This is a genomic window from Streptomyces sp. NBC_00009 (assembly GCF_045040855.1).
Lineage (GTDB): Bacteria > Actinomycetota > Actinomycetes > Streptomycetales > Streptomycetaceae > Streptomyces > Streptomyces aureus.
Genome location: NZ_CP108312.1, coordinates 8,368,547 through 8,392,318, shown reverse-complemented (window position 1 = coordinate 8,392,318; position 23,772 = coordinate 8,368,547). Strand labels below are relative to the sequence as shown.

Genomic DNA, 23,772 nt, shown 5'->3' with positions numbered 1-23,772 from the left:
GGTTACCGCAATGACGCCGAACTCGCCCTCCGCCTCCGCTCCCAGCCGGAGAAGTTTCCTCGCCTCCACCGCCGTGGCCGCCGCAGCGGTGGCCGGCGGGATGCCGCTGCTCGCCGCGTGCGGCGGGTCCGCCGAGTCCGGCGAGGGGACGACTTCGGGCAAGTCCGCGAAGAAGCTGCTGCCGACCTTCGCCGCGCGCAGCATCGTCACCCCTGACATCGCGTCGAAGAACGGCTCCTGCGTGGGCTTCACGGGCAAGGTCGACCTGGACGAACTCGCCACCTCGGTGCCGAAGAAGCTCGGCACGGGTGCCCAGGTGAAGATCATGGCCCCGTTCTGGGGGCCGCCGCCGAAGTCCGACTGCGAGTACTACAGCGCGCTCAACAAGGCCTCCGGCGTCCAGGTCAGCTGGCAGAACCAGGACGGCAACACCTACGGCGAGAAGATCGGCGCCGTGCTCGCCTCCAGCTCGTTGCCCGACGTGATGATCGTGCCCGGCTGGGAGCTGTCCGGGAAGATCCCCTCCGCGCTGGTCGCGAAGATGGCGGACCTCGGCCCCTACTTGGCCGGGGACAAGGCGAAGAAGTACCCGAACCTGGCGGCGGTACCGCAGGACGCCTGGCGGCGCGGCATCTTCGGCGGGAAGCTGCGCGGCATCCCGTACCCGTACTCGTACCTCCCCAACATCGCGCCCTTCTACCGCAAGGACCTCTTCGACAAGAAGGGCTGGGAGCCGCCCAAGTCCGCTCAGGAGTTTCTGGACCTCGCCAAGGAGATGACCAGCAAGAAGGCGGGGGTCTACGGCTGCGACGACATGAAGTGGTCCTCCTTCAACATCTTCGGCTCGCTCGGCGGCAGCGAGAAGGCGCTCGGCTGGAAACTGGACGGGGACAAGCTGGTCAAGCGCCTGGAAACCGACGAGTACCTCGAGTCCCTGGAGTGGACCCGCAAGCTGTACGCGGCCGGTGTCGTGCACCCCGAGGCCAAGTCGCAGACCGGCGACGGCGCGCTCCGCTTCACCAGCGGCAAGGTCATGGTGTACAACGCCGACATCACCGCCTGGTACGGCAAGAGCGCGGAGATGCAGGGCAGCAAGGCGTTCCCCGACTTCGAGATGGCCGCCATGGACATCTTCGGCGCCGACGGTGGCGACCCGACGCTGTACGCGGGCACGCCGGCCAACGTCTGGGCGTTCCTCCGCAAGAACGCGTCCAAGGAGATCGTGGAGAACGCGCTGGCGGCCGCCAACTACGCGGCCGCACCCGTGGGCACGAAGGAGCACATGCTCGCCTACTACGGCGAGGAGGGCACCCACTTCACGATCACCGACGGCGTCCCGAAGAAGACCGAGAAGGGCAACGCCCAGGCGCTCAACACCTGGCAGATGCTGTCGGGCCCGGCGCCGTTCTTCGCCTACCCTGACCTGCCCGACATCACCAGGGCGATGGTCGAGTGGCAGCAGCGCATGGGCGCGTTCGTCACCAAGACGCCGTTCTACGGCATGACAATCGTCGAACCGTCGCGCTACGCCAACCTGGAGGACAAGTTCGAGCAGCTGGAGGACGACTACGTCCGCGGCAACAAGAAGCTGAGCGACGTCCAGCAGGCCATCAGCAGCTGGAAGTCGGGCGGTGGCGACAAGCTGCGCGACTGGTACAAGAAGCTCCTCGACGAGAACGGCAGCGCGTCCTGATGGCTCTGCAAGCCCAGCGACCGCCCCGGACGGTCGAGAAGGCCGTCCGGGGGCGGGAGCGCAGCAGGAACGGGAAGGCCCGACCCGATGCCCGTAAGGGCGGCATCACCTGGCGGATCCGGTTGCGCCGCGACCGCACGCTGATCCTGATGACGCTGCCCGCGATCGGGCTGCTCCTGCTCTTCAACTACCTTCCGTTGCTCGGCAATGTGGTCGCGTTCCAGGACTACAACCCGTACATCTCGACCAACGGCATCACAGCGATCCTGCACTCACCGATGGTGGGACTCGAACAGTTCCAGCGGATGGTCGAGGACGCCGACTTCTGGAACGCCCTGCAGAACACGCTGGTCCTTTTCCTCATCCAGCTCCTGCTGTTCTTTCCCGTGCCGATCGCGCTCGCGCTGCTCATCAACAGTGTGGTCAGGCCCCGGGTGCGGGCCCTGTCGCAGGCGATCCTGTATCTGCCGCACTTCTTCTCGTGGGTGCTCGTCGTCACGGTCTTCCAGCAGATGTTCGGCGGGGCCGGACTGATCGCACAGATCCTCCAGGACCACGGGGTCGACGGCTTCGACCTGATGACGGACGCCGGGATCTTCAAGTATCTGCTGACGGCGCAGATGATCTGGAAGGACGCCGGCTGGGGCGTCATCGTCTTCCTCGCAGCGCTCGCCTCCGTCAGCCCCGAACTGTACGAGGCAGCGGCGATGGACGGCGCGAGCCGGTGGCGCCGCATGTGGCATGTCACGCTGCCCGCGCTGCGCCCGGTGATCGCGCTGCTGCTCGTCCTGCGGGTCGGTGACGCGCTGACCGTGGGCTTCGAGCAGATCCTGCTGCAGCGCAAGGCGGTGGGCGCAGGAGCCTCCGAAGTGCTCGACACGTATGTGTGGAGCACCGGCATCCAGAACGGTGACTTCAGCTACGCGGCTGCGGTCGGCCTGGTCAAGGGTGTGGTCGGGATCTGTCTGGTCCTCGCGGCCAACAAGTTCGCCCATCTCCTCGGCGAGCAAGGGGTGTACAAGAAGTGAGTGTCACGGTCGAACGTCCGCGCTCGCTCTGGCGGGCCTCCGAGCGCCCGGTGTGGGAGGAGTCGCCGACCAAGGCGGGGCTCGGCGCCAAGGGGCTGATCATCGCCCTGTGCTGTCTGGTGGTGCTCGGCCCGCTGTGGGTCGTGATCGTCACAAGTCTGTCGCCCCGGCACGTCATCGACTCCACGGGCGGCCTGGTGCTGTGGCCCGAAGGCATCACTTTCGTCAACTACAAGGAGTTGCTCAGTGGCGGCCAGGTCAGCCGGGCCATGCTGGTCTCTCTGGGGGTGACGGGATTCGGCACACTGTTCTCGATGGTGGTGTCGGTGCTCGCCGCCTACGGGCTGTCCCGACCCGGGTCGTTCGCGCATCGGGCGCTGCTGATGGCGTTGATGACCACGATGTTCTTCAGCGCCGGACTGATCCCGACGTATCTCCTCGTGCAGACGCTGGGGCTCACCGACAGCTACCTCTCGCTGATCCTTCCGAGCGCGGTGAGTGTCTTCAACATCCTCGTGCTGCGTGGGTTCTTCATGAACATTTCGCAGGAGCTGACGGACAGCGCCCGGATCGACGGGGCCGGGGACTTCAGGATCCTGTGGATGATCATCATGCCGCTGTCCCGCGCGGTCATCGCCGTCATCTCGCTGTTCTATGCGGTGGCGTACTGGAGCGCCTGGTTCAACGCGATGATCTACATCGACGATCCGGCGAAACTGCCGCTTCAGAACGTGCTGCTGCAGCTCGTGCAGAAGAACACGGCGCTGCCGACGGGGCTGAGCCAGCGGGTCAATGCGGGTGAACTGTCCGCCCTGGGACTGCAGATGGCGATGATGGTGCTCGCCCTCATCCCGGTCGCCATCGCCTCCCCCTTCGTCCAGCGCCACTTCAAGAAGGGCATGCTCACGGGGGCGGTGAAGGGGTGACCATCGCACACGACGGCCGCCTGCTGTACGGCGGCGACTACAACCCCGAGCAGTGGCCCGAGGAGGTGTGGGCCGACGACGTCCGGCTGATGAAGGAGGCCGGTGTCACCTCGGTGACGCTCGGCGTCTTCTCCTGGGCGAAGCTCGAACCGAGTCCGGGGGCCCGGGAGTTCGGCTGGCTGGACCGCCTGATGGACCTGATGCACACCCACGGAATCGGCGTCGTCCTCGCGACGCCGACCGCGTCACCGCCGCCGTGGCTGGGCCGCCTGCACCCCGAGACGCTGCCGCGCGACGAGAACGGGCAGACCGTGTGGTGGGGCTCACGCCAGCAGTTCGCGCACTCCTCCAGCGCGTACCGCCGGCATGCCGCCGCGATCACCGAGGACCTCGCGATCCGCTACGGCCGCCACCCCGCCCTGCGGATGTGGCACATCAACAACGAGTACTGCACGTTCGACTACGGCGACGAGGCGGCGCGCGCCTTCCGCGACTGGCTGCGCACGAAGTACGGCACGCTGGATGCGCTCAACGAGGCCTGGGGTACGGCCTTTTGGAGCCAGCACGTGGAGACGTGGGCTGATGTGATCCCGCCGCGCCGCGCCCAGTACCTGCACAATCCGGCGCAGGTCCTCGACTTCCGCCGCTTCACCTCGGATGCGCTGCTGGAGTGCTGCACGGCCGAGCGAGACATCGTCCGACGGCACTCCCCCGCCCGCGTCCCGGTCACCACCAACTTCATGCCGTTCTGGATCGGCCAGGACGCGTGGGCGTGGGCGGAGCGGGAGGACGTGGTGTCGGTCGACGTGTACCCGGATCCGCGGGACCCGCTGGGCGGTCAGTACAACGCGATGATCGCCGATATGACGCGCAGCCAGGCACGCGGCCCCTGGATGGTGATGGAGCAGGCGGCGGGGCCGGTCAACTGGCGCGGCGTGAACCACCCCAAGCCGCGCGGCCTCAACCGGCTCTGGTCGCTGCAGACGGTGGCGCGCGGCGCCGACGCCGTCTGCTACTTCCAGTGGCGACAGTCCCGGCAAGGCGCCGAGAAGTTCCACTCGGGGATGGTCGGCCACGCGGGCGAGGAAGGCCGTGCGTTCGCCGAGGTGAAGCAGATCGGTGCGGAACTGGCGGAGCTGGGATTGCAGGTGCCGGGCACACGAATTGACGCCGACGTCGCCGTGCTGCACGACTGGCACTCCTGGTGGGCCGGCTGCCAGGACGGCAGGCCGTCGGCACACCTCGCGTACGAGGACGTGGTGCGGGCCTGGCACCGTGCCCTGTGGGAGGCCCACCTCACCACCGACTTCGCGCACCCCGAACACAACTTGTCCGCCTACAAGTTGGTGGTCGTGCCGCACCTATATCTGCTCACGGACGCGGCGATCGAGAATCTCCTGGCGTACGTGCGCGGCGGTGGCACGCTCGTGTCCGGGTTCTTCACCGGGGTCGCCGACGCGGACGACCGGGTGCGGCCCGGCGGCATGGACGCGCGGCTGCGCGCGCTGTTCGGGATCCGTACGGTGCACGAGTGGTGGCCGCTGGATCCCGAAGAGACCGTGGACTGCAGGGCGTTCACCGGCACCGTGTGGTCGGAGGAGCTGACGGCCGAACCCGGCACCGAGGTCAGTGCCGTGTACCGCGGTGGCGAGCTCGACGGGCTGCCGGCCGTGCTGCGCCGCGGGCGCGCCCGGTACCTCTCCACGCTTCCCGAACCCGCTGCCCTGCGCTCGCTGCTCGCGGACGCGGCCGCAGAGGCGGACGTACGGCCTCCGCTGCCCGGCCTCCCCGCAGGTGTGGAGGCCGTACGCCGCGGCGAGCTGCTGTTCCTGCTGCACCATGGACGCGACGAGGTGACCGTCGCATTGCCGGACGACACGACGTACCGGGATCTGCTGACGGGGGCCGGGCACTCCGGTTCGGTGACTCTCGGGCGGTTCGGTGTCGCGGTGCTCGCTCCCGGGACGACGACGCGGGGGCACAGTGCTGCCTGACCATCCGCACGGCACCTGGGAACCGGCGCCGGCCACGCGCTGGGAGGACGCCTTCCTCAGCGGCAACGGCACCCACGGCGCCCTTGTGTTCGGTGACCCGCACGACGACCGGGTGATCGTCACCCATCACGCACTGGTCCGCCCGGACGGCGAACCGCGCCCACGGCCTCCCGCGCTCGCCGCCCGACTCCCCCACATCCAGGACCGGTTGCTGGCCGGCGACGTCACGGCGGCCGAGCAGTTCACGGACGGCCGGGCGCTGCGCTGGGTGCAGGCGTTCCATCCGGCGTTCCAGGTGCGGTTCGTGCGGGACAGCGTGGTGTGGCGCGGCTACCGGCGCGCGCTCGCCTTCGCGACGGGGGTGGCCGAGGCGCAGTGCAGCGGGTGGCGCGGGCGCGTGTTCGTGTCGCGGGCCGACGATGTCGTCGTGCAGTACGTCACCGGGCCCGGGCTCGACGGCGATGTGTCCCTGGACCCCCGTCTCACCGGTGTGCCGGGCGGGCTCGGGGTCGGCCGCAGCGTCGTCCTGACCCCCCAGGGCGCCCAGTTGACACTGCGCTGCCGCTACCCGGACAGCGATCTGGCGTACACCGGGGTGACGGTCGCGCTGGTGCACGGCGGGCGGCGCTCGGTGGGCGCCGCGGGGATACGAATCGAGGGCGCGGATGGGCTGCTGCTGCTCACGCGGGTGCGGCGGCATCTCGGGGAGCTGGACGCGGGCGCCGAGGCTGCGGCGCTCGCCTCACTGACGGGCCCGGACCTGGAGGAGACCTACGAGACCCTGCTCGCCCGGCACGAGGCCCCGCACCGCGCCGCTTATGAACGGGTCACGTTCACCCTCGACGCGTCACGCTCCGAACGCGGTCTGCCCGGCTCGGAGTTGCTCGAACGGATCGACAGCCCGGCCCTACTGGAGCGATTGTTCGCGGCGGGCCGCTACCACCTGCTGAGCGCGTCCGGCGCACTGCCGCCGCGGCTCACCGGGCTGTGGACCGGCGAGTGGGGCACGGCCTGGTCGGGGGCGTTCACCACAGACGCCAACCTCAATCTCCAGACGGCGTCCGCGGCAGCCTGCGACCTGCCCGAGGTGACCCAGGCTCAAGGCACCCTGATTCAGGGGCAGTTGGCTGACTGGCGGGACAACGCGCGGGAGATCTTCGGGGCACGGGGCATCGTCGCGCCCGCACACACCGACGGCGAGTCGGGGCACACGTACCACTTCCACCGGGAGTGGCCGATGCACCTGTGGACGGCAGGCGCCGACTGGCTGCTCACCCCGCTCGTCGAGCAGGCCGAGACGACCGGTGTGCGGCCCGCGTGGCTGGCCACCGCCCTCACCGAACTCGCCCTGTTCTACGAGGACTTCCTCACCCGCACGGGACCGGACGGCCGCCTTGTGGTCGTGCCGTCGTACTCGCCGGAGAACCGGCCCGCGAACGCGAGCTGGGGCACGCTCAACGCCACGATGGACATCGCGGCGGCCCGGCACGCCCTGCGCACCGCCGCCGCCTGGCACCCGGGACCGGACGGCGACCGCTGGAAAGCGCTCGCGGACCGGCTGCCCGACTACCGGGTCAACTCCGACGGCGCGCTTGCCGAATGGGCCTGGCCCGGCCTGGACGACGCCTACGACCACCGGCACCTCAGCCACCTCTACCCGGTGTGGCCGCACCACGACATCACCCCTTACGACACCCCGGAGCTGGCGAAGGCGGCGCACCGCGCGCTCGAACTGCGCGGCGCCGAGAACCACTCGGCACACGGCCATCTGCACCATGCCCTGATCGCGGCCCGACTGCGCGATCCTCACCGGGTGGCCGCGGCGCTGCGCCAGGTCCTGACCGGCGACTACTTCCACCACTCCCTGATGAGCTCGCACTACCCGGACCGCGACGTCTACAACGCCGACGCCGCGCACACCCTGCCGGCACTGCTCACCGAGGCGCTCGTGCAGTCCACGCCGGACCGGCTCGTACTGCTGCCCGCGCTGCCTCCGGCCTGGCGGCGCGGCGCCGTGCGCGGCCTGCGCACCCGGTTCGGCGCCCGCGTCGACCTGACGTGGGCGAGCGGCAGCTGCACGGCCGTCCTGCGCCCGGAGCGAGACGCGCACGTCAACCTCAAAACCCCGGCCGGCGGTGACGGGCGACTGCGCCTGACCGCGGGCGAGGACTGCGAACTCACTTTGAGTACGCGGTAGTTCCCCCCACCGGGGCCCCACCGGGCTCCTTCGACCATGGAAGGGACACCATGGCACCCACCGCAAGACACTCCCTGCGCCGCCGCACGCTCCTAGGCTCCGTCCTCGCGGGCGGCGCACTGCTCGCCCTCGCCACCTCCCCCGCACAGGCGGCGATCTGGTCCTCCTCCGACCAGTGGGGCAACTACACCACCTCGGACGGCTACACCCTCTACAACAACATCTGGGGTTCGGGCGCGGGCGCACAGACGATCTGGGCCAACTCCTCGTCGAACTGGGGTGTTTGGGCCGACCACCCGAACACGGGCGGCATCAAGTCCTACCCGAACGCGAAGAAGGTCGTGAACAAATCGATCAGTTCGCTGTCCTCCCTCACCAGCAGCTACAACGTGACGGTGCCGTCGTCCGGCGCGTACAACACGTCGTACGACATCTGGGACAGCGACTACGACTACGAGGTCATGCTCTGGGTCAACTACAACGGAGCCGTCGGCCCGCTCGGCACCTCCCAGGGCAACGTCACCCTGGGCGGGCACACCTGGACCGTCTACAAGGGCAACAACGGGGCCAACGAGGTCTACTCGTTCCTTCGTACCTCGGACTCGACGTCCGGCACGGTGAACATCCTGCCGATCCTCAAGTGGATCAAGGACACCAAGGGCTGGTGGGGCGACGAGACCATCGGTGACGTGCAGTTCGGCTACGAGATCACTTCGTCGTCCGGCGGTCTGGACTTCACCACCAACAGCTTCAAGGTTTCCAGCAGCTGATCCCGCACGCAGAGGGACGCGTGGCTCAGGCTCCGGCGGGCGCCTGGGTCGCGCTCTCGCGCACCGTCAACTCCGGTGCCAGCAGCACGACTTCCTCGTCCGAGCCGCGCCCCTCGATCTTGGCGATGACCTGCTCCACGGCGCGCCGCCCCATCTCCTGCGCGGGCACCGCGACCGAGGTGAGCGGGACCGACGCGTGCGCGGCGACCTGCTCGGGGCAGACAGCGACGACGGAGACGTCCTCGGGGACGGCGCGGCCCGACTGGCGAAGCAGGGCGAGCAGCGGGTCGGTGGCCGCCTCGTTCTGCACGACGAACGCGGTCGTGCCGGGGCGCTCGTCGAAGACCCGCGACAACGTTGCTGAGACCGAGGCGTAGCTGCCTTCGCAGGGGCGGTGGAGCAGCCGCAGGCCCAGCTCGGCGCTGCGCTCCCGCAGGCCCGTCAGGGTCCGCTCGGCGAATCCGGTGTGCCGCTCGTACACGGCGGCGGCCTCGCCGATGACGGCGATCTCACGGTGCCCGAGGTCGGCGAGGTGCTCGGCGCACACTGCTCCGGCGGCGGCGAAGTCGAGGTCCACACAGTTCAGTCCGGCGGTGTCGGACGGCAGGCCGATGAGGACGGCGGGCCGGTTCGCGGCACGCAGCAGCGGCAGCCGCTCGTCGTCCAGCTCGACGTCCATCACGATCATGGCGTCGGCGAGCGCGCTGCCTTCTATGCGGCGCACCGCCTCGGCGCCCTCCTCGCCGGTGAGCAACAGGATGTCGTAGCCGTGGGTGCGGGCGGCGGTGGCGACGGCCATCGCGATCTCCATCATCACCGGCACGTACATGTCGGTGCGCAGCGGCACCATCAGGGCGATGATGTTCGACTTGCTGCTGGCCAGCGCCCGGGCTCCCGCGTTCGGGTGGTACCCCAGCTTGCGGACGCTGTTCTCGACGCGCTCGCGGGTGGCCGCGGAGATGGACCGCTTGCCGCTGAGGACGTAGCTCACGGTGCTGGCGGAGACTCCGGCGTGCCGGGCGACCTCTGCGAGCGTGACCATGTCGTTCTCCTGAGCCGTGACGAGGGGACGCCGAAGCGAAGCGCTTCGACGGGCGCGGGTTGCCCGTGACCGTTCGACCTGTCGACCCTATGGGGATCAACGGTCGCCTGTCCATAAGTCTGTCGAAGCGCTTCGACGCGGTGGAACTGCCGGAAGCCCCCCGCACAGGATAATGACCAGGCGGCGTGGTCGTGCAGGCGCGAGTCAGGCCAGTTCGCCCAGCACCTCCCAGGTGCGCAACCGGGCGTCGTCACCGTCGAGTTCGGAGCCCGAGACGACGACGTCCGTGGCGCCCGCGTCGCGGTAACGGCGCACCGTCTCGGTGAGGTCCTTCTCATCGCCGACGACGGCCAGGTCGGCGGCGTGGCTGTGGCCGGACAGCTCGATGACACGGGCGTAGGACGGGATTTGGTTGTAGAAGGCGAATGCCTCGTAGACCTTGGCGCGCAGGGCGTCGGGGCGCTGGGTGACGACGCCGGGGACGAAGGCGACGACACGCGGGGCGGGGCGGCCCGCTTCCTCGGCGGCGCGGGTGAGTTCGGGGACGATGTGCTCCTCCAGGGCCCGGGGGCCCGCGAGGTAGGGCAGGATCCCGTCGGCGAGGCGGCCGGCGACGCGCAGCGCCTGCGGGCCCATGGCGGCGACGAGGACCGGCACGGTCGGCTCGGCGCCGGGCACGGTGGCGGGCTTCGGGGTCCGCGCGGTGATCAGTTCGCCCTCGTAGTCGGCGTGGCCGGTCTCCAGCAACTGCCGCAGCGCGGTGAGGAATTCACGCAGCCGCGCGACGGGGCGCTCGAAGGGCAGGCCGAAGGCGCCCTCGGTGAACAGTTTCGTGCCGAGCGCGAGCCCCAGGTTGTAGCGCCCGCCGGTGGCGGCCTGCGCGGTCTGGGCCTGGCTGGCGACCAGCAACGGGTGGCGGCCGAAGACGGGCAGCGCGGAGGAACCCACCTGGATGTCGGGGACCTCGCGGCCGATGAGCGCGGCGAGCGTCGGCGAGTCGTAGCCGAAGGTCTGCCCCAACCAGAGGGACGTCAGGCCACAGGCGCGGGCCTCGCGCGCCTGGCGCACCGCGTCGTCGATGAGGAGGTCGTTGCCGGTCGTGTCGAGTGTCACTCCCACAGTCATGCCGGGACAACGGGATCACGTGCGGGGTCAATTCCCCCTGAATTGTGAACAGTTCATGTCGTGGGAGGAGGCGGGGATCGGCCGGTCAGCCCGAGTGGCGGACCAGCGCGAACGGGAGGGGCGCCACGAGGGTGCCGAGGGCGAGGGCTTGGGATCCGGGCGGCAGGCGGGGGCCGGGCGCGTCCGTCGTGGGAACGGTCTCCGGGGCGGGTCGGGTCGAGGCGGGCGGCGCGGGCGCGCCACTCGGCCGACGGCTCGTGCCCCGGTCCTTCACAAGGAGATCCTCCTACTGCTAAACCGTGGCGTGCCGCTGTTCGCTGCGGCCGACACTGGGGCGGCTGCGGGTGAGGGGGCTGAGGTGCGCGCTCCGTGCCTCCCCGGCCTCGACCGTGACGACCGCCCGGCGGCAGCCTCGCCGACCAGCGCCGCCGCGTCCTCGAGGGATGCTTCGGCCGCGGCGAGGTCGCCGAGCCGTACCCGGCCGCTGCCGGTGGTGGTCAGCAAAAGGCCAGCGGCTCCGCCTCCCGCGCCACCTCCTCGGGTCCGCCCGTCGCAGCGAGACTCGCGCCGTCACCGACCCGGCACGCCGCGATCCGTGCCCGCGCGCTCGTCATGCACTCCATACGCAGCCTGCCTCCTCGGCACGCACAGGCCCGTGGCGATGGGCCGATTCCCCGTGGCGATAGGCCGATTCAGGGAAAGCGCGTCACCCGCGGACGACGGTGACAGGGCAGTGAGCCTGTTGCACCAGTGCCTGGCTGACCGATCCCAGGAGCAACCCGGTGAAGCCACCCCGCCCCCTGGCCCCGACGACCACGAGCTGGGCGGTCCTGCTCGCTTCGATCAACGCCTCGTGGGTCACGCCGAGCACCAGTTCGTGCTTGACCGGGACCTGCGGGTACTTCTCCTGACGACCCGCGAGTGCCTGGGCCAACAGACGTTCCTCGTTCTCGGCGGCTGTGCCCGCCTGGGGCACGTCCGCCAACTGCGGCGGAGCCAGCGGCAGGGGCACATTGTCCGGCGTCCATGCGTGCAGGGCGACGATTTCAGCACCCCTCAGCGCGGCCTCGGCAAACGCGAAATCGACCGCTTCCTCGCCGGCCTGCGACCCGTCGACGCCCAGCACGATCGGCCCGGCGGCGTCCGGTTCCCCGCGTACCACCATCACCGGACAGTGGCCGTGGGCAGTCAGGTAAACCGCCGTCGATCCCAGCAGCATCCCGACGAAGCCTCCCCTGCCCCGGGAACCGACGACCACCAGATCCGCATCACGCGACTGAGCCTCCAGCACCGTCAGCGCCTCGCCGGCCGCCACGTCATGGGTGATCTCCACCTGAGGTGCCACGCTGGCAGCACGATGCAGCGCGTCGGTCAGCGCGCTCTCGACCTCGTCCGGCAACACTCCCTCGGGTGGGCCGAAGGGCGCAGCGGCCATCCGCACGGGCCCGGGCGTGATCACTGGCCAGAGGGCATACACGACTCGAAGCTCGGCACGCCGCCATCGCGCTTCTCGAGCCGCCACCTCCACCGCTGCGAGGCTGGACGGCGAACCATCCACCCCCACGACGACCAGGTTGCCCACGGCGCCTCCCATGATTGACTCGGCCCCCTGCTCCCAGCCTGACCCCGCCGACGCGTCCCTGCCACAGGACTGGGCGGCAGCGCATGGCGCCCACTGCCCAAACTGCTGAATGCGCGACGGCGTCCGCGTCGCCCCGAGCAGCAGCCACGAGACCGCGGCCAGCGTCGCCACGCGTGCGACAGGGCGGAGGCCGTGTGGATGACAAGGGCATGAGGCCGAGCACCGGCGGTAGGAGCCCGAGGTCCGCGCATGGCGGATTGCAGTCGCGACGCCGCAGGACTGAGGTGAAGATGGCACAGGAGCGCGGCCGGCCTCGCACAGGCGGTGTCCCTCAGTCGCCGCGCCGGACAGGAAGGCCACGGCATGGCAGCAATGCCCAACAAGGTGCCGCGAGGACCGGAGAGCCCCGACAGCAGCGAAACGATCACCGGAGCGACCCTGTTCGCCGTGGTCACTCTGTTGGTGAGCGGGCCGCTGAGCATTCTGCTGGGCGCATCCGGCATCGCAGGCGACACCGTGTTCGCGTCGTCTCGGTACGCCTACCGGTTTGATCTGACCGCGTGGGGCTGGCTTCATCTTGTGATCGGCGTGGCCCTCGTCGTCGCCGGCCTAGGGGTTGCGGCCGGCAAGACCTGGGGGCGCGGGGCAGGCATCGCCGTGGCGGCGATCAGCCTGATCACCCAATTCATGTTCATTCCGTACTACCCCGCTTGGTCCATCACCGTCATGGCCCTCGATCTCCTCATCGTGTGGTCGCTGACCAGGTTCTCTCCCACGACCAGCGCCGGTCGGTGAACCGGGGCGGAGGCATGCCGGGCGGGAGCCGGGGCGAGTGGCGGTGCGTCGGCGTTGTCCGGGCCATGCGGCATGTGGCCGATGGGGCACGATGGCGGTAAGAGGTCCTGGCCAAAGCTAATGGCTCCGCTCCGCTCCGCACGGCATGCGGCATGCGGCATGCGGCATGCGGGACATCCGAGACGTGCCCCGAGGCCTGCAGGCCATGGTCGTGACTCTGGCGCCGCACACGTGCTGTCAGTGCAAGCGGCCTGATGAGCCGGGTCAGGCGCACGGCACCGGCCGGGCGTACCGGCCGGGCGTTGCAGGCGAGCCGGCTCGCCCTGCAGGTTGGAGACGGGGCCGCTTCGGGCCGGAGTTGAACTCAGAACCAACTGGAGCCAATTGAGGTCGGAGATCCGGGGTCGGCTTGCGGCGCGGGGCGATGTCAGCGGCGGGACATGTAGAGGTTGAGTGCCTTGTGCAGAACCTTGCTGAGCGGGAAGTCCCACTCCCCCAGGTATTCAACGGCCTGTCCGCCGGTGCCGACCTTGAACCGGAGCAGACCGAGGAGGTGGTTGTCCTCCTCCAGCGTGTCGGTGATGCCACGGAAGTCGTAGATGCCGGCGCCGAGTTCGTAGGCATCGGACATCATTCGCCACTGGATGGCGTTGTTGGGCTGGACCTCACGCTTACGACTGGTCGAGGCACCATAGGAGTACCAGACGTGCTCGCCGACGGTCAGCATCGTGGCGGCCGCGAGTACCTCTCCCTCGTGGTGGGCGAGGTAGAGGCGCATGCGGTTGTTGTCCTCGGCCTGCAACGCGGTCCACATGCGCTGGAAGTAGGCCAGTGGGCGCGGGATGAACTGGTCCCGTTCGGCAGTCTCGACGTAGATTGCGTGGAACGCGGGCAGGTCGTCGTAGCCGCCCTGGACCACTTTGACGCCGGCCTTCTCGGCCTTCTTGATGTTGCGTCGCCACTGCTGGTTGAGATCGCGCTCGATTTCTTCCAGCGATCGTCCCTTGAAAGGAACTTGGAATACGTAGCGCGGCTGGCCTGCGGCGAAGCCGTCCTCACCGCCAGACTCACTCTGCTGCCAACCCATCCGGCGCAGCCGGTCGGCCAGGTCCAAGGCCTGCGGCTCCTGCATGGTGGCCTGCGCATCCCGCAACTTTGTGGCCTGCGGGTCAGCGATCGCAGCCTTGACAGCCTCGGCGCTCCAGCGGCGTTGCACCACAGGCGGCCCCATCTTCACGGAGAAGACGCCCTGTGCTTTCAAGTGCGCGAGCATCGGCTGAAGCCACTGGTCCAGATCCGCCGCTGTCCAGTCGATGACAGGGCCTTCAGGCAGGTAGGCGAGGTACTTCTTCAACTTCGGCAACGGCCGAAGCAGCACCAGCCCGGCACCAACGAGGCTGCCTCCTTCATCGAACCAGCCCAGGCTCTCCCCCCGCCAGTCCGGCTTCACATCCGCCCAGGCCGGAACCTGCATGTGGCTCACTGACGGCTGGGCTGCGACGAAGGCCAGATGTTCGTCGCGGGTGATCGCCTTCAGGCGATAGCTCATGCGCAGCGCTCCTCTGTTCGACGCGCCACCCTACTGAGGCACGTTGCACGAACCCAGGCCTCACAGAATGTCACCATTCACGGGATATGGCACAGCCTCTCACCATGCGTCATGGGTTCTTCCGCCAGCTGGGTGCATGCCAAGGCTCACCAGCCGGCCGGGAGTTGTGGTGTCGACCTGACGGGCCTTGGACTGCGCGCCGGCGAGACTGACACGGAGCCCTTCGATCCACTCTCCTTCGGCGGACGCTCGAGCGGAACAGTAAGGCGGGCGTGGCCAGGTTCGCGTGGCGCGGGCGGGAGCGCCTCGGCCTGCACCGCATCAGGGGAACGGAGACTGTGCTGCATTCGATGCAGTGGAACCCCATCCGGATCGGCGAGGGCTACCACCTCGAACCCGACGGCCGGGTAGCCGTCAACCCGTACGCGACCATCTCCGAGGACCCGATCGAGCGCGCGCTCGCGCTGATGGACGTCATGGCCAGCGACGACATACCCGAGGACGCTGCGACGGACCGGTACATCGATGCGATCTCCGACCTGATCGTAGCCAAGTAGAGGGGCAAGGAAGCGCCGCATGTGCTCGGGGTGACCTACCGCGCTGTCAAGCAGTTCGCCGTCTGGAATCCGACGACCATGGCCAGCAGGGTGTCGACGACGAGCGCGTCCGGTCTACCGGTGGTGATCTCGCCGGCGACCCGGGCCTGGCGGACATACATGCGCATCTGCTCCCTCCACTGTCCGACCGCCGTCCGGTACCTTGCCGCCATCCGCACGTCGTACTGAGTGCGATCGGCGAAGGCGATGACCACAGAGGCCTCCTGACGTCGCGTGTCGTCCAACGGCATGACTTCCAGGCAGAGTTGGCGCAGCGCGGACAGTGCGCCCCGGTCGCCGATGGACGCGGCGGCTCCCGGGCGCTGCCTCCATCGTCTCGCTGGGGCCGTCGGCGGGGTGTGGCATGCGAGTACGGCGTTCCTGGTATCGACCACGCAATCGAACGGATGCCGTCGCGCGCTCCGGCGCACGGCTGCAAGCTCGGCTCGCCGATGCCTGTAGGGGCAGATATCGACAGCCTCCCTCTGAACACGAACCGGCCATGGCCTCGCCCCCCACTTCGCGGCGCTCCCCCGACCGTATGCCCTACCAGGCCGACCCAAGTGCGAAGTCACAACGAGGGGCCGCAGCCGGGAGGACGCCTGCGCGTGAGCCTGCAGTCAGCAGAGCCGCTCGTCAGCTCGCCGGGGCCGCCGTTCTCGCCGGGCAAGGGGCGGGTTGCGGTTCCGTTTCGGCTCAACCCTCCTCGTAAAAACCTGCAGTTACGGTATACCAAACTCTTGACGCGCACCTGAAGCGCCCACAGTATTTGGGATGCCATAGCGCGGAACACCGACGTCAAGGAGGCTGACCGGCTGGCGGTGAAGGACACGTCACCCCGGTCGGCCCATGGAACGTTCTCCCCTTCGCACGCTCGCGTGCCCACAACCGTCCTCAGGTCTCTTTTGCCAGCACGGAGGCGTCATGACCACAGCACATCGCCCCGAAGCACCAGCAAGGCCCGAAGGAAACACCCGCCCCTCGTCCCACTCCGAGGAGTACGAGCACACACCCGTCCCCGCGTCGGCCCGCCGCAGTCTGCCGTCCGTCGCCGCCACCTGGTTCGGCTTCCCGATGAACCTGGGCAGCGCGGTCTTCGGCGGAGTCATCGTCTACAACCTCGGCCTGACCCAGGGGCTGCTCGCCATCCTGGTCGGCAATCTGGTGCTGTTCGCCTACGTCGGTGCGCTGAGCCACCACGCGGGCAGCACCGGGAAGAACTTCGCCCTGCTGACCGCCGACACCTTCGGCAGCCGGGGCCGCAACCTGCCCGCAGGGCTGCTCGCCACCGTCGTCATCGGCTGGTTCTCCTTCCAGGTCGGACTCACGGGCACCACCCTCAGTGGAGCCCTCGGCTGGCCCGCCCTGGCGGGCGCGGCCGTCGGCGGCGTCCTGTACACGCTCCTGACGATGGCCGGGATCCGGGCGCTCTCCCTCATCGGGATGATCGCCATGCCCCTGTTCCTCGTGCTCACGGTGGTGGCCCTGGCCTACGGCCTGGACGCCCACACCTCACTGGCGGACACCTTCGGATACGAAGGTGCGGGCACCGCCCTCGGCTTCGGTGGCGCCGTCGCCATCGTCATCGCCGGATTCGCCGACTCGGGCACCATGACGGCGGACTTCACGCGCTGGTCCAAGGACGGCCGGTCCGCCGTCCTCGCCACGCTCACCGCCTTCCCGTTCGCCAACTTCCTCGCCAATGCTGCCGGCGGCCTCGTCGTGGCGGTGGGCGGCACCGCCAACCCCGCCACCGACGGCGGCGGATTCCTCAACCTGCTCACCGGTCACAGCACTCTGCTCACGGCCATCGCCGTGCTTTTCGTCTTCGTCAACCTCGGTTCCGTCGCCTCCCACTGCCTCTACAACGGTGCCGTCGGCTGGTCGGCCCTCACCCCGGTCCGGATGCGATCCCTCACTCTCGTCCTCGGAACCGTCGGTGTGACGCTCGCCCTCAGCGGCGTATGGGGCTACTTCCTCAACTGGCTCAACCTGCTCGGCGTCTTCGTGCCACCGATCGGAGCGGTACTGATCACCGATCGGCTGCTGCGAGACCGGATGGGCAACCGGCCCGCGGGCACGTACCGGGCCACCGCCCTCGCCTCCTGGGCAGCCGGAGCGGCCACAGCGGCGATCACTCACTACACGCTGCCCGAACTCGTGGACCCGGTGGTCGGCATGATCACGGCGGCCGGCGTGTACGCGGTCGCCGAAACCGTCATGCGCCGCAGGCCCACCGTCCAACACGCGGACCCCGCCACATCGGTGTAGCGAGCGCACACCGGACTCGGTGCACCGTGCGGGCGGGCGGGTCGGCCCCTCGCATGGCGAGCCGCCCCCTGACCGCATCACACCTGAACCACCCACCCCCACGCAGAAGGAGACCCCTGTGAACGCCGCGGAACGCGACGAAATCTGCAACCTGACCGCCACGGAGACAGCAGCCGGAGTGCGTTCCGGCGAGCTGTCTCCCATTGAGGTCACCGACGCGGTCCTGGACCGCATCGAGGCGGTCGATCCGCAGTTGCACGCGTTCTGCACGCTCGTCCCTGATCGCGCGCGGGCCCAAGCCCGGCGCGTGGCCGACGACTTGGCTGCCGGGAGGGATCCCGGCCCGCTCGCCGGGGTCCCGCTCGGTGTCAAGGATCTGATCTCCACCAAGGGCATTCGCACGACCTCCGGCTCCCCCGCGTACCGCGACTTCGTACCCGACGAGGACGACATCGTCGTCGAGCGCGCCGTGGCCGCGGGCGCGGTCGTGCTGGGCAAGACCAACGCCTCCGAGTTCGGCTTCGGACCGGTGGGCCAGAACCCTCTGTTTCCCACCACTCGCAACCCCTGGAACACGGACCTCACGCCCGGCGGTTCAAGTGCCGGTTCCGCAGCGGCCGTCGCCGCTGGGCTCGGCCCGGTCGCCCTCGGCAGCGACGGAGGCGGATCCATCCGTATCCCCGCCGCACTGTGCGGGTTGTTCGGCTTCAAGGCGTCCATGGGGCGCGTGCCCGTCTACCCCGGCTGCCGAGACGACCGCTACCCGGGCGTCTCCGGCTGGGAGTCGATCGAACACATCGGCCCGCTGACCCGCTCAGTCGCGGACGCGGCACTGGTCCTGTCCGTACTGGCCGGGCCCGACCCCCGAGACCGGCACTCCATCCCCTGCGGCGACGTCGACTGGACCGGCCGCCGCCCGGTTCCCGTACTGCGCGTCGCCTACAGCCCCGACCTGGGCCGGATCGCGGTCGACCCCGAGGTGCGCAGCATCACGGACGCCGCCGTGTCGGTTCTGGAGCGCGACCTGGGCGCCAAGGTCGAGCAGCCGGACTTCCAACTCCCCCACTACGAAGCGACCTTCGGCGCCGTCATCGCGGCCGATACCGACCTCACCGGCCTGCGCGCCCTCGCCGAGCGGTACGGCGACACGATGTCGCCGCGGCTGCTCGACTTCCTCCGTACCCCGTGGACCGCCGAGCATCTGACCGACGCGAACATCATGCGCAAGCGCGTCGCCAACCGGCTCGCCCGGCTGATGGCCGACTACGACCTGATCGCCACCCCGACCGTGTCCACCGCCGCCTTCCCGGTGGGATTCCACGGGCCCGAAGTCATCGACGGCCGGATGGTCGACGCCGACCACTGGACCTCTTTCACGCCCCTCGCCAACCTCGCAGGCCTCCCCGCGGCAAGCATCCCGGCCGGCCAGACTGCCGACGGACGCCCGGTCGGCCTCCATCTCATCGGCCGGCATCTCGCCGACGCCCAGCTCCTCGACGCCTGCGCAGCCTACGAGGAGGCGACCCCCTGGTCCCACATCCGACCGCCGCTCCGGGCGGGACGGTAAACGCAGTGCCCGAGGGGGCCGATCGCCAGCGACCGACCCCTCGGCAACGTGGTGTGATGTCACGCCTTCGGCATCAGGAAAGGTCCGATGCGGATGACCGCGCCAAGGTGCGCGGACAGGCTGCGTTCGGCCGTGGCGGGTCGCCCGGCGAAGCAGGTCGCGGCGGCTGCGAGGGACATGACCCTCGGAGTAGGGCGGCCGACTAACCGTTGACGTCGCGCATCGCACCCTGATCTGCTGCCTTGATCAACGTAGAGGTCAACGCAGCGAAAGCAGATGCCGAGCAAGGGAGCTGAGGCGATGACACCCTCGTATGCACCGGGCCCGCCGACCGCCTGGGTTGTGCAGAACACGCGGAGCGGCGGTCCCGGCCGGGTCGGGGCCTGGCTGCGCGAGGCGGGACTTGGCTTCGAAGTGCTGCGTCCCTACGAGGGTGAGGCTCTGCCCGAGGCGCTCGACGGCAGGCCGCTCCTGGTGCTCGGCGGCGCCTTCCTGCCGGACGACGACGAGCGCGCGCCCTGGCTCCCGGCCACGCGCCGGCTCGTCGGACAGGCGCTGGACGACGGCTCGCCCCTGCTCGGCATCTGCCTCGGTGGCCAGTTGCTCGCACAGGTCGCGGGCGGCAGCGTACGAGCGAATCATGGGCAGCCCGAGTTCGGCAGCACACAGATACGCCTGCGGCCCGAAGCCGCCGACGATCCGCTGCTGTACGGGCTCGGCGAGACGGCCCCAGCGATCGAGCGGCACGTCGACGCAATCACCGAACTCCCGCCGGGCGCCGCCTGGTTGGCGTCCAGCGCGGCCTGTCCCCACCAGGCGTTCCGGGTCGGGGCGCGGGCCTGGGGTGTGCAGTTTCACCCTGAGGCGGAGGCCGACCGGATCGCCGGGTGGGACCGGGAGCGGCTGGCCCGGCAGGGCTTTGACAGGGACCGGTTGCACGCCGAGGCCGTGGCCGACGAGGGCGCCGCGGTCTCGGCGTGGTCGGTGTTCACACGGAGGTTCGCTCAGGTGTGCGCGAGGCTGCCGTGACCGGCTTCGGGGCGGGCGCGGACGCGGCGGCCCCTCGCCGCCGTCCCACCGACACGATGAGGCTGGTGAGCACACCCGCGAGCAGCCCCCAGAACGCGGATCCGATACCGAGCAGCGTCACACCGGACGCCGTGGCGAGGAAGGTGACGACGGCCGCCTCCCTGGATCCGGGATCTGACAGGGCACTGGCCAGGGACGCCTCGATCGTGGCGAGCATGCCGACCCCGGCGACGGCCAGGACGAGCGCGTGCGGCATCGCGGTGAGCAGCGATGCGACGGTCGCGCCGAGCAGGCCGACGCACAGGTAGAAGACACCCGCCCACACGGCCGCGAGGTAGCGCCGCTGCCGGTCGGGGTGGGCCCCGTCGCCGGTGCAGATCGCGGCGGTCATCGCCGCCAGGTTGATGCCGAACGCCCCGAACGGCGCGAGCACCGCCTGCACGGCACCCGTCCACGTCAGGACCGGCGAGACGGGCACCTCGTAGCCGGACCCGCGCAGCACGGCGACCCCCGGCAGGTTCTGCGAGGCCATGGTGACGACGAACAGCGGCACGCCGACGCTGACCAGCACCTTCCAGTCGAACTCGGGAGCCGTGAACACCGGCTGCGCGAGCGACAGTCGGACCCGTTCCAGATGCCATCCCCCGGTGAGGACGGAGGCGACGACGCCGCCGCCGAGCGCGATGAGGACCGCGTAGCGCGGCAGCAGCCGACGCCCGAGGAGGTACAGCACGAACACCGGGAAGGCGATCGCGAAACTGCCGCCCATCTGGGAGAAGAGCCCCGTCCCGAACTCGAGCAGCACACCACCGAGCAGCGCCGATGCCAGCGGCACCGGGATCCGGTCCATGATCCGCGCGAACCACCCCGTCAGACCGCTCACCATGATCAGCACGGCGCTGAACACGAATGCGCCCACGGCCTTTTCCATGGACACCCCACTCAGGCTCGTGGCGAGAAGCGCGGCTCCCGGTGTCGACCAGGAGGTGACGATCGGGACCTTGTGCCGCAGCGACAGGCCCACGCAGGTCACGGCGATCCCGACGCCGAGCGCCAGCATCCACGAGGACACCTCGCGCGCGTCCGCCCCGGCGGCCCTGGCCGCGGTGAACACGATGGCAGCGGCACTGGTCACGCCGACGGTGACCGCGATGAGCCCCGCCGCCACGGCCGAGGGCGGTGCGGTGGCGCGTATACGGGCGAGCGGGGACATGCGGGCATCACTTCCGAAAAGGGGTGCGGGAGAGCGGGTTTCGGGTGTTCTGTAAACGGAACGTTCTGTTTGTGGAACACTAAGGACGCAGGTGGCGGCACGTCAAAGCGCCGACGGGCGCAGAAACGGACGGAACCGGGCAGATGGGTCTGAACGACGAGGTGGGCCGCAGGCTGAAGCGGCTGCGGCAGGACGCCGGCCTGTCCCTGTCGGAGCTCGCGCGCCGCTCAGGCGTCGGCAAGGGCACGCTCTCCGAACTCGAGACGGGTCGGCGCAACCCCACCCTGGAAACGCTCTACGCCCTGACCACCGCGCTCGGCCGCCCGGTCAGCGCCGTCCTCGGCGACCCTCCGCCCGGCGTCGCGGCGGGCGCGGGCGGAGTCTCCGGCAGCGCCGTCACCGCGGTTCTCCTGGAGCGCTACGAGGACGAGGGCGCGGCCACCGACGTCTTCCGCGTCACCATCGCCGACGGCGCGACCCAAGAGTCGGCCGCACATGTCCCGCACACCACGGAGAGCCTGATGGTGCTCTCCGGAACGGCGGTCGTCGGGCTGCTGGACGCGCCACAGACGGCCGGACCTGGCGGTCACGCCCACTGGCCGGCCGACGTCCCTCACTTCTACAGCGCACCGGACGGCGAGGTCCAGGGCGTCCTCTTCGTCCGGTACCCGAAGAGCGCGTCTTCGAAGGATCCTTCCTTGGAAGGGGCTTAGAGGCGCACTCGCACTCACTACGGCTCCGACGCCCGGACCGTAAGCGGCGCGGAGGGGCAGCAGCCGCACGGACGGGCCGACATGCACGGCAGACCCGCGGGACACTTCTCCCCTCCCAGGCCCCCAGCTTCAGCCGACTCGACTACGCCAGCCCATGGACCAAGCGCCCAGTCAGGACCGCCTAGCGCGGCGGCGGGCGATGATCAGACCGAGGACCAGACCCACCACGAGGGTGACGGTGAGGACGGTCCACAGCGGGAGCGCGACCCTCGGGATCCACATGCGGACCGTGACCGAACCCGTGTTGGCCGCGATGAACCAGACCACCAGGCCCGCGAGTACCACGAATCCGATGGTACGCAACCGCATGTCCCGCCCCTTGACCGTCACAGTCGACGGCCCATGTGCCTTCTTTGCGGTGTTCGGAGACATGCCATCCATTATCGGAGGGTTACGCCGACAGGGCGACTCGCACCTTCAACCGGAGTCTCCTCATCGCCCGTCGAGGCCAAGGCCCACCTCGGAAGAAATGCGTCGTCGGCAACCGGATGGCAGCCTTTTCCTGCCGCGCCCCGCACCAGGCTTGATTGCGTTCAGCGGGCTGGACGACCGCGTGGACGACGCGCGGTGAGCAGAGCGATGCCGTCGGCGGTCAGGCCCCCGGCAAAGTCCTCACCTCACGGACCCGAGCACCCCGGAGCCGTACGGGCCACAGGGAGGTTCGTCAATCGCGTTCGGCGGGAGTGAGCAGCTGACCGGTACTCCCTTCCTCGTCTCCGCCCCGCTCATCGCGCCGCACCTGCACGCGCGGTGGGCAACCGCTCGCCTCGACGCTGGGTCTACCCCTGCTTCTCCTGCGGATGCGCGGCGCGCCACGCTGCCATCGACGCGTCCCACTCGTCGCCGGACAGCGCCGTCAGCGACGCCGGGAAGAGGCCGTCCTCCTCCTTGGCGATGTGACGGTGCAGCTCGTCGGCCGCCACCCTTGAACGGCGTACATCGGTAGGGTCCGCGAGATCCAGGGCGGGCAGCAGCGCGCCCAGCTCACGGTGCTCGGCGACCAGCGCATCGATGTAGTCCGTGTATTCCGGATCATCCCGCATCACCGCGAACAGACCGCCCTCCTCGCCCTGCCAGTGCGTGGCCAGCTCCCGTGACATCACGTCGACCAGCTCCCGCGCGGCCGCCGTATCACCACGTTCCAGCGCCCGCACCGCGTCCCCGGCCGCGTCGGTAACCCGTTCATGCTCGGCGATGAACTCCTTGATCAGCGGAATCTCACGGCAACCGCAGTAATGGCACATAGACCCATCACAGACGCCCGCGTCCGACTTCCCGCGCCGTCGGGGCGGGCGCCGCTCCCGTGCTCACCCATGTGCCCCAGCCAACGACGACAGCAGTAGCTGTCTCCCCGTTCACGAGCTCCGGCGCCAGGGCGATCAGGGCCCGCAGCCTCTAGCCCAGGGATGTTCTCCGTGCTCGACGACCATCAGCTCGACGCTCTCGCCACCAGACCGCATTGACGTGGATTACCGATCACCCGCAGCACCGCCACGACCCAGTTGGGTAGACAGCTTGGCCGACCGCGTGCTCGCGCTCCGACCGGGGTGACCGCTCGCGGGCCGGAGCCTGGCAAGCTCCGGCCACAAGCCGCCCCTCACAACATCCGGCACGCCATCCGA

The 23,772-nt window shown here is 69.6% G+C and carries 20 protein-coding genes; 12 read left to right on the top strand and 8 right to left on the bottom strand.

Annotated features, from left to right (window positions below):
• Positions 1-10: 10 nt before the first annotated feature.
• Genes OHA58_RS38220 through OHA58_RS38195 form a run of 6 tightly spaced genes read left to right on the top strand, consistent with a single transcriptional unit; the run spans position 11 to position 8,608 of the window.
• Entirely contained in the window at positions 11-1,693 is a 1,683-nt protein-coding gene (locus tag OHA58_RS38220; protein ID WP_405484500.1) for an extracellular solute-binding protein, read from the top strand.
• Positions 1,693-2,721: an ABC transporter permease gene (locus OHA58_RS38215; RefSeq protein ID WP_405484498.1), complete on the top strand. Its 1,029-nt coding sequence runs from the start codon at positions 1,693-1,695 to the stop codon at positions 2,719-2,721. Before OHA58_RS38220 ends, OHA58_RS38215 begins: the two co-directional genes overlap by 1 nt.
• The gene (locus OHA58_RS38210; protein ID WP_405484496.1) at positions 2,718-3,647 is read left to right on the top strand and encodes a carbohydrate ABC transporter permease; all 930 of its coding nucleotides are present in this window, start codon (positions 2,718-2,720) and stop codon (positions 3,645-3,647) included. Before OHA58_RS38215 ends, OHA58_RS38210 begins: the two co-directional genes overlap by 4 nt.
• Entirely contained in the window at positions 3,644-5,641 is a 1,998-nt protein-coding gene (locus OHA58_RS38205; protein WP_405484494.1) for a beta-galactosidase, read from the top strand. The genes OHA58_RS38210 and OHA58_RS38205 overlap by 4 nt, the downstream gene beginning before the upstream one ends.
• The gene (locus tag OHA58_RS38200) at positions 5,631-7,838 is read left to right on the top strand and encodes a glycosyl hydrolase family 95 catalytic domain-containing protein (RefSeq protein ID WP_405484492.1); all 2,208 of its coding nucleotides are present in this window, start codon (positions 5,631-5,633) and stop codon (positions 7,836-7,838) included. Before OHA58_RS38205 ends, OHA58_RS38200 begins: the two co-directional genes overlap by 11 nt.
• A 50-nt stretch (positions 7,839-7,888) precedes the next feature.
• Positions 7,889-8,608, top strand: a complete 720-nt coding sequence (locus tag OHA58_RS38195) for a GH12 family glycosyl hydrolase domain-containing protein (protein ID WP_405484490.1) — start codon at positions 7,889-7,891, stop codon at positions 8,606-8,608.
• A 25-nt stretch (positions 8,609-8,633) separates the two neighbouring features.
• Here the strand turns inward: OHA58_RS38195 and OHA58_RS38190 are convergent, their stop codons facing one another.
• The 3 genes from OHA58_RS38190 to OHA58_RS38180 all read right to left on the bottom strand — a co-directional run bounded on the left by OHA58_RS38190 (position 8,634) and on the right by OHA58_RS38180 (position 12,357).
• A complete protein-coding gene (locus OHA58_RS38190) occupies positions 8,634-9,650 on the bottom strand; it encodes a LacI family DNA-binding transcriptional regulator (RefSeq protein ID WP_405484488.1) in 1,017 nt (338 codons plus the stop codon).
• A gap of 204 nt (positions 9,651-9,854) precedes the next feature.
• Positions 9,855-10,775 (bottom strand): TIGR03564 family F420-dependent LLM class oxidoreductase, encoded by a 921-nt coding sequence (locus OHA58_RS38185; RefSeq protein ID WP_405484486.1) that lies wholly within the window; start codon positions 10,773-10,775, stop codon positions 9,855-9,857.
• A gap of 706 nt (positions 10,776-11,481) precedes the next feature.
• Positions 11,482-12,357, bottom strand: a complete 876-nt coding sequence (locus OHA58_RS38180; protein ID WP_405484484.1) for a universal stress protein — start codon at positions 12,355-12,357, stop codon at positions 11,482-11,484.
• 363 nt (positions 12,358-12,720) lie between these two features.
• Between OHA58_RS38180 and OHA58_RS38175 the strand changes: the two genes are divergently transcribed.
• Complete coding sequence (locus OHA58_RS38175) at positions 12,721-13,152, top strand: hypothetical protein (RefSeq protein ID WP_405484482.1); 432 nt, start codon at positions 12,721-12,723, stop codon at positions 13,150-13,152.
• Between the two features lie 427 nt (positions 13,153-13,579).
• On the opposite strand, the gene OHA58_RS38170 is transcribed toward OHA58_RS38175, so the two are convergent.
• Positions 13,580-14,701: a lipid II:glycine glycyltransferase FemX gene (locus tag OHA58_RS38170; protein ID WP_405484480.1), complete on the bottom strand. Its 1,122-nt coding sequence runs from the start codon at positions 14,699-14,701 to the stop codon at positions 13,580-13,582.
• A 272-nt stretch (positions 14,702-14,973) separates the two neighbouring features.
• On the opposite strand from OHA58_RS38170, the gene OHA58_RS38165 reads away from it, so the two are divergent.
• On the top strand, positions 14,974-15,258 hold the full coding sequence (locus tag OHA58_RS38165; protein WP_405484478.1) for a hypothetical protein: 285 nt from the start codon (positions 14,974-14,976) through the stop codon (positions 15,256-15,258).
• Positions 15,259-15,293: 35 nt separating this feature from the next.
• Here OHA58_RS38165 and OHA58_RS38160 read toward each other — a convergent pair whose 3' ends face one another.
• Positions 15,294-15,692 carry a TetR family transcriptional regulator C-terminal domain-containing protein gene (locus OHA58_RS38160; RefSeq protein ID WP_405484476.1) on the bottom strand — a complete coding sequence of 133 codons (399 nt, stop codon included), beginning with the start codon at positions 15,690-15,692 and terminating at the stop codon, positions 15,294-15,296.
• Between the two features lie 529 nt (positions 15,693-16,221).
• Here OHA58_RS38160 and OHA58_RS38155 point away from each other — a divergent pair.
• The 3 genes from OHA58_RS38155 to OHA58_RS38145 all read left to right on the top strand — a co-directional run bounded on the left by OHA58_RS38155 (position 16,222) and on the right by OHA58_RS38145 (position 20,164).
• On the top strand, positions 16,222-17,568 hold the full coding sequence (locus tag OHA58_RS38155; RefSeq protein ID WP_405484474.1) for a purine-cytosine permease family protein: 1,347 nt from the start codon (positions 16,222-16,224) through the stop codon (positions 17,566-17,568).
• Positions 17,569-17,686: 118 nt separating this feature from the next.
• On the top strand, positions 17,687-19,135 hold the full coding sequence (locus OHA58_RS38150) for an amidase (protein WP_405484472.1): 1,449 nt from the start codon (positions 17,687-17,689) through the stop codon (positions 19,133-19,135).
• A 300-nt stretch (positions 19,136-19,435) separates the two neighbouring features.
• Positions 19,436-20,164: a type 1 glutamine amidotransferase gene (locus OHA58_RS38145; RefSeq protein ID WP_405484470.1), complete on the top strand. Its 729-nt coding sequence runs from the start codon at positions 19,436-19,438 to the stop codon at positions 20,162-20,164.
• Here the strand turns inward: OHA58_RS38145 and OHA58_RS38140 are convergent.
• Positions 20,124-21,377 carry a benzoate/H(+) symporter BenE family transporter gene (locus tag OHA58_RS38140; protein ID WP_405484468.1) on the bottom strand — a complete coding sequence of 418 codons (1,254 nt, stop codon included), beginning with the start codon at positions 21,375-21,377 and terminating at the stop codon, positions 20,124-20,126. The genes OHA58_RS38145 and OHA58_RS38140 overlap by 41 nt on opposite strands.
• A gap of 143 nt (positions 21,378-21,520) precedes the next feature.
• Between OHA58_RS38140 and OHA58_RS38135 the strand changes: the two genes are divergently transcribed.
• A complete protein-coding gene (locus OHA58_RS38135) occupies positions 21,521-22,090 on the top strand; it encodes a helix-turn-helix domain-containing protein (protein ID WP_405484466.1) in 570 nt (189 codons plus the stop codon).
• A 171-nt stretch (positions 22,091-22,261) separates the two neighbouring features.
• On the opposite strand, the gene OHA58_RS38130 is transcribed toward OHA58_RS38135, so the two are convergent.
• Both OHA58_RS38130 and OHA58_RS38125 read right to left on the bottom strand, forming a co-directional pair.
• Positions 22,262-22,459: a lipopolysaccharide assembly protein LapA domain-containing protein gene (locus OHA58_RS38130; RefSeq protein WP_405484464.1), complete on the bottom strand. Its 198-nt coding sequence runs from the start codon at positions 22,457-22,459 to the stop codon at positions 22,262-22,264.
• A gap of 470 nt (positions 22,460-22,929) precedes the next feature.
• Entirely contained in the window at positions 22,930-23,394 is a 465-nt protein-coding gene (locus tag OHA58_RS38125) for a hemerythrin domain-containing protein (protein WP_405484462.1), read from the bottom strand.
• Positions 23,395-23,772 lie beyond the last annotated feature (378 nt).

Bases quoted from the DNA above. Each gene is read 5' to 3' on its own strand.
- OHA58_RS38220 (WP_405484500.1), top strand. From the start codon at position 11: ATGACGCCGAACTCGCCCTCCGCCTCCGCTCCCAGCCGGAGAAGTTTC.
- OHA58_RS38215 (WP_405484498.1), top strand. From the start codon at position 1,693: ATGGCTCTGCAAGCCCAGCGACCGCCCCGGACGGTCGAGAAGGCCGTC.
- OHA58_RS38195 (WP_405484490.1), top strand. From the start codon at position 7,889: ATGGCACCCACCGCAAGACACTCCCTGCGCCGCCGCACGCTCCTAGGC.
- OHA58_RS38190 (WP_405484488.1), bottom strand. From the start codon at position 9,650: ATGGTCACGCTCGCAGAGGTCGCCCGGCACGCCGGAGTCTCCGCCAGC.
- OHA58_RS38185 (WP_405484486.1), bottom strand. From the start codon at position 10,775: ATGACTGTGGGAGTGACACTCGACACGACCGGCAACGACCTCCTCATC.
- OHA58_RS38175 (WP_405484482.1), top strand. From the start codon at position 12,721: ATGGCAGCAATGCCCAACAAGGTGCCGCGAGGACCGGAGAGCCCCGAC.
- OHA58_RS38170 (WP_405484480.1), bottom strand. From the start codon at position 14,701: ATGAGCTATCGCCTGAAGGCGATCACCCGCGACGAACATCTGGCCTTC.
- OHA58_RS38155 (WP_405484474.1), top strand. From the start codon at position 16,222: ATGACCACAGCACATCGCCCCGAAGCACCAGCAAGGCCCGAAGGAAAC.
- OHA58_RS38145 (WP_405484470.1), top strand. From the start codon at position 19,436: ATGACACCCTCGTATGCACCGGGCCCGCCGACCGCCTGGGTTGTGCAG.
- OHA58_RS38140 (WP_405484468.1), bottom strand. From the start codon at position 21,377: ATGTCCCCGCTCGCCCGTATACGCGCCACCGCACCGCCCTCGGCCGTG.
- OHA58_RS38135 (WP_405484466.1), top strand. From the start codon at position 21,521: ATGGGTCTGAACGACGAGGTGGGCCGCAGGCTGAAGCGGCTGCGGCAG.
- OHA58_RS38130 (WP_405484464.1), bottom strand. From the start codon at position 22,459: ATGCGGTTGCGTACCATCGGATTCGTGGTACTCGCGGGCCTGGTGGTC.
- OHA58_RS38125 (WP_405484462.1), bottom strand. From the start codon at position 23,394: ATGTGCCATTACTGCGGTTGCCGTGAGATTCCGCTGATCAAGGAGTTC.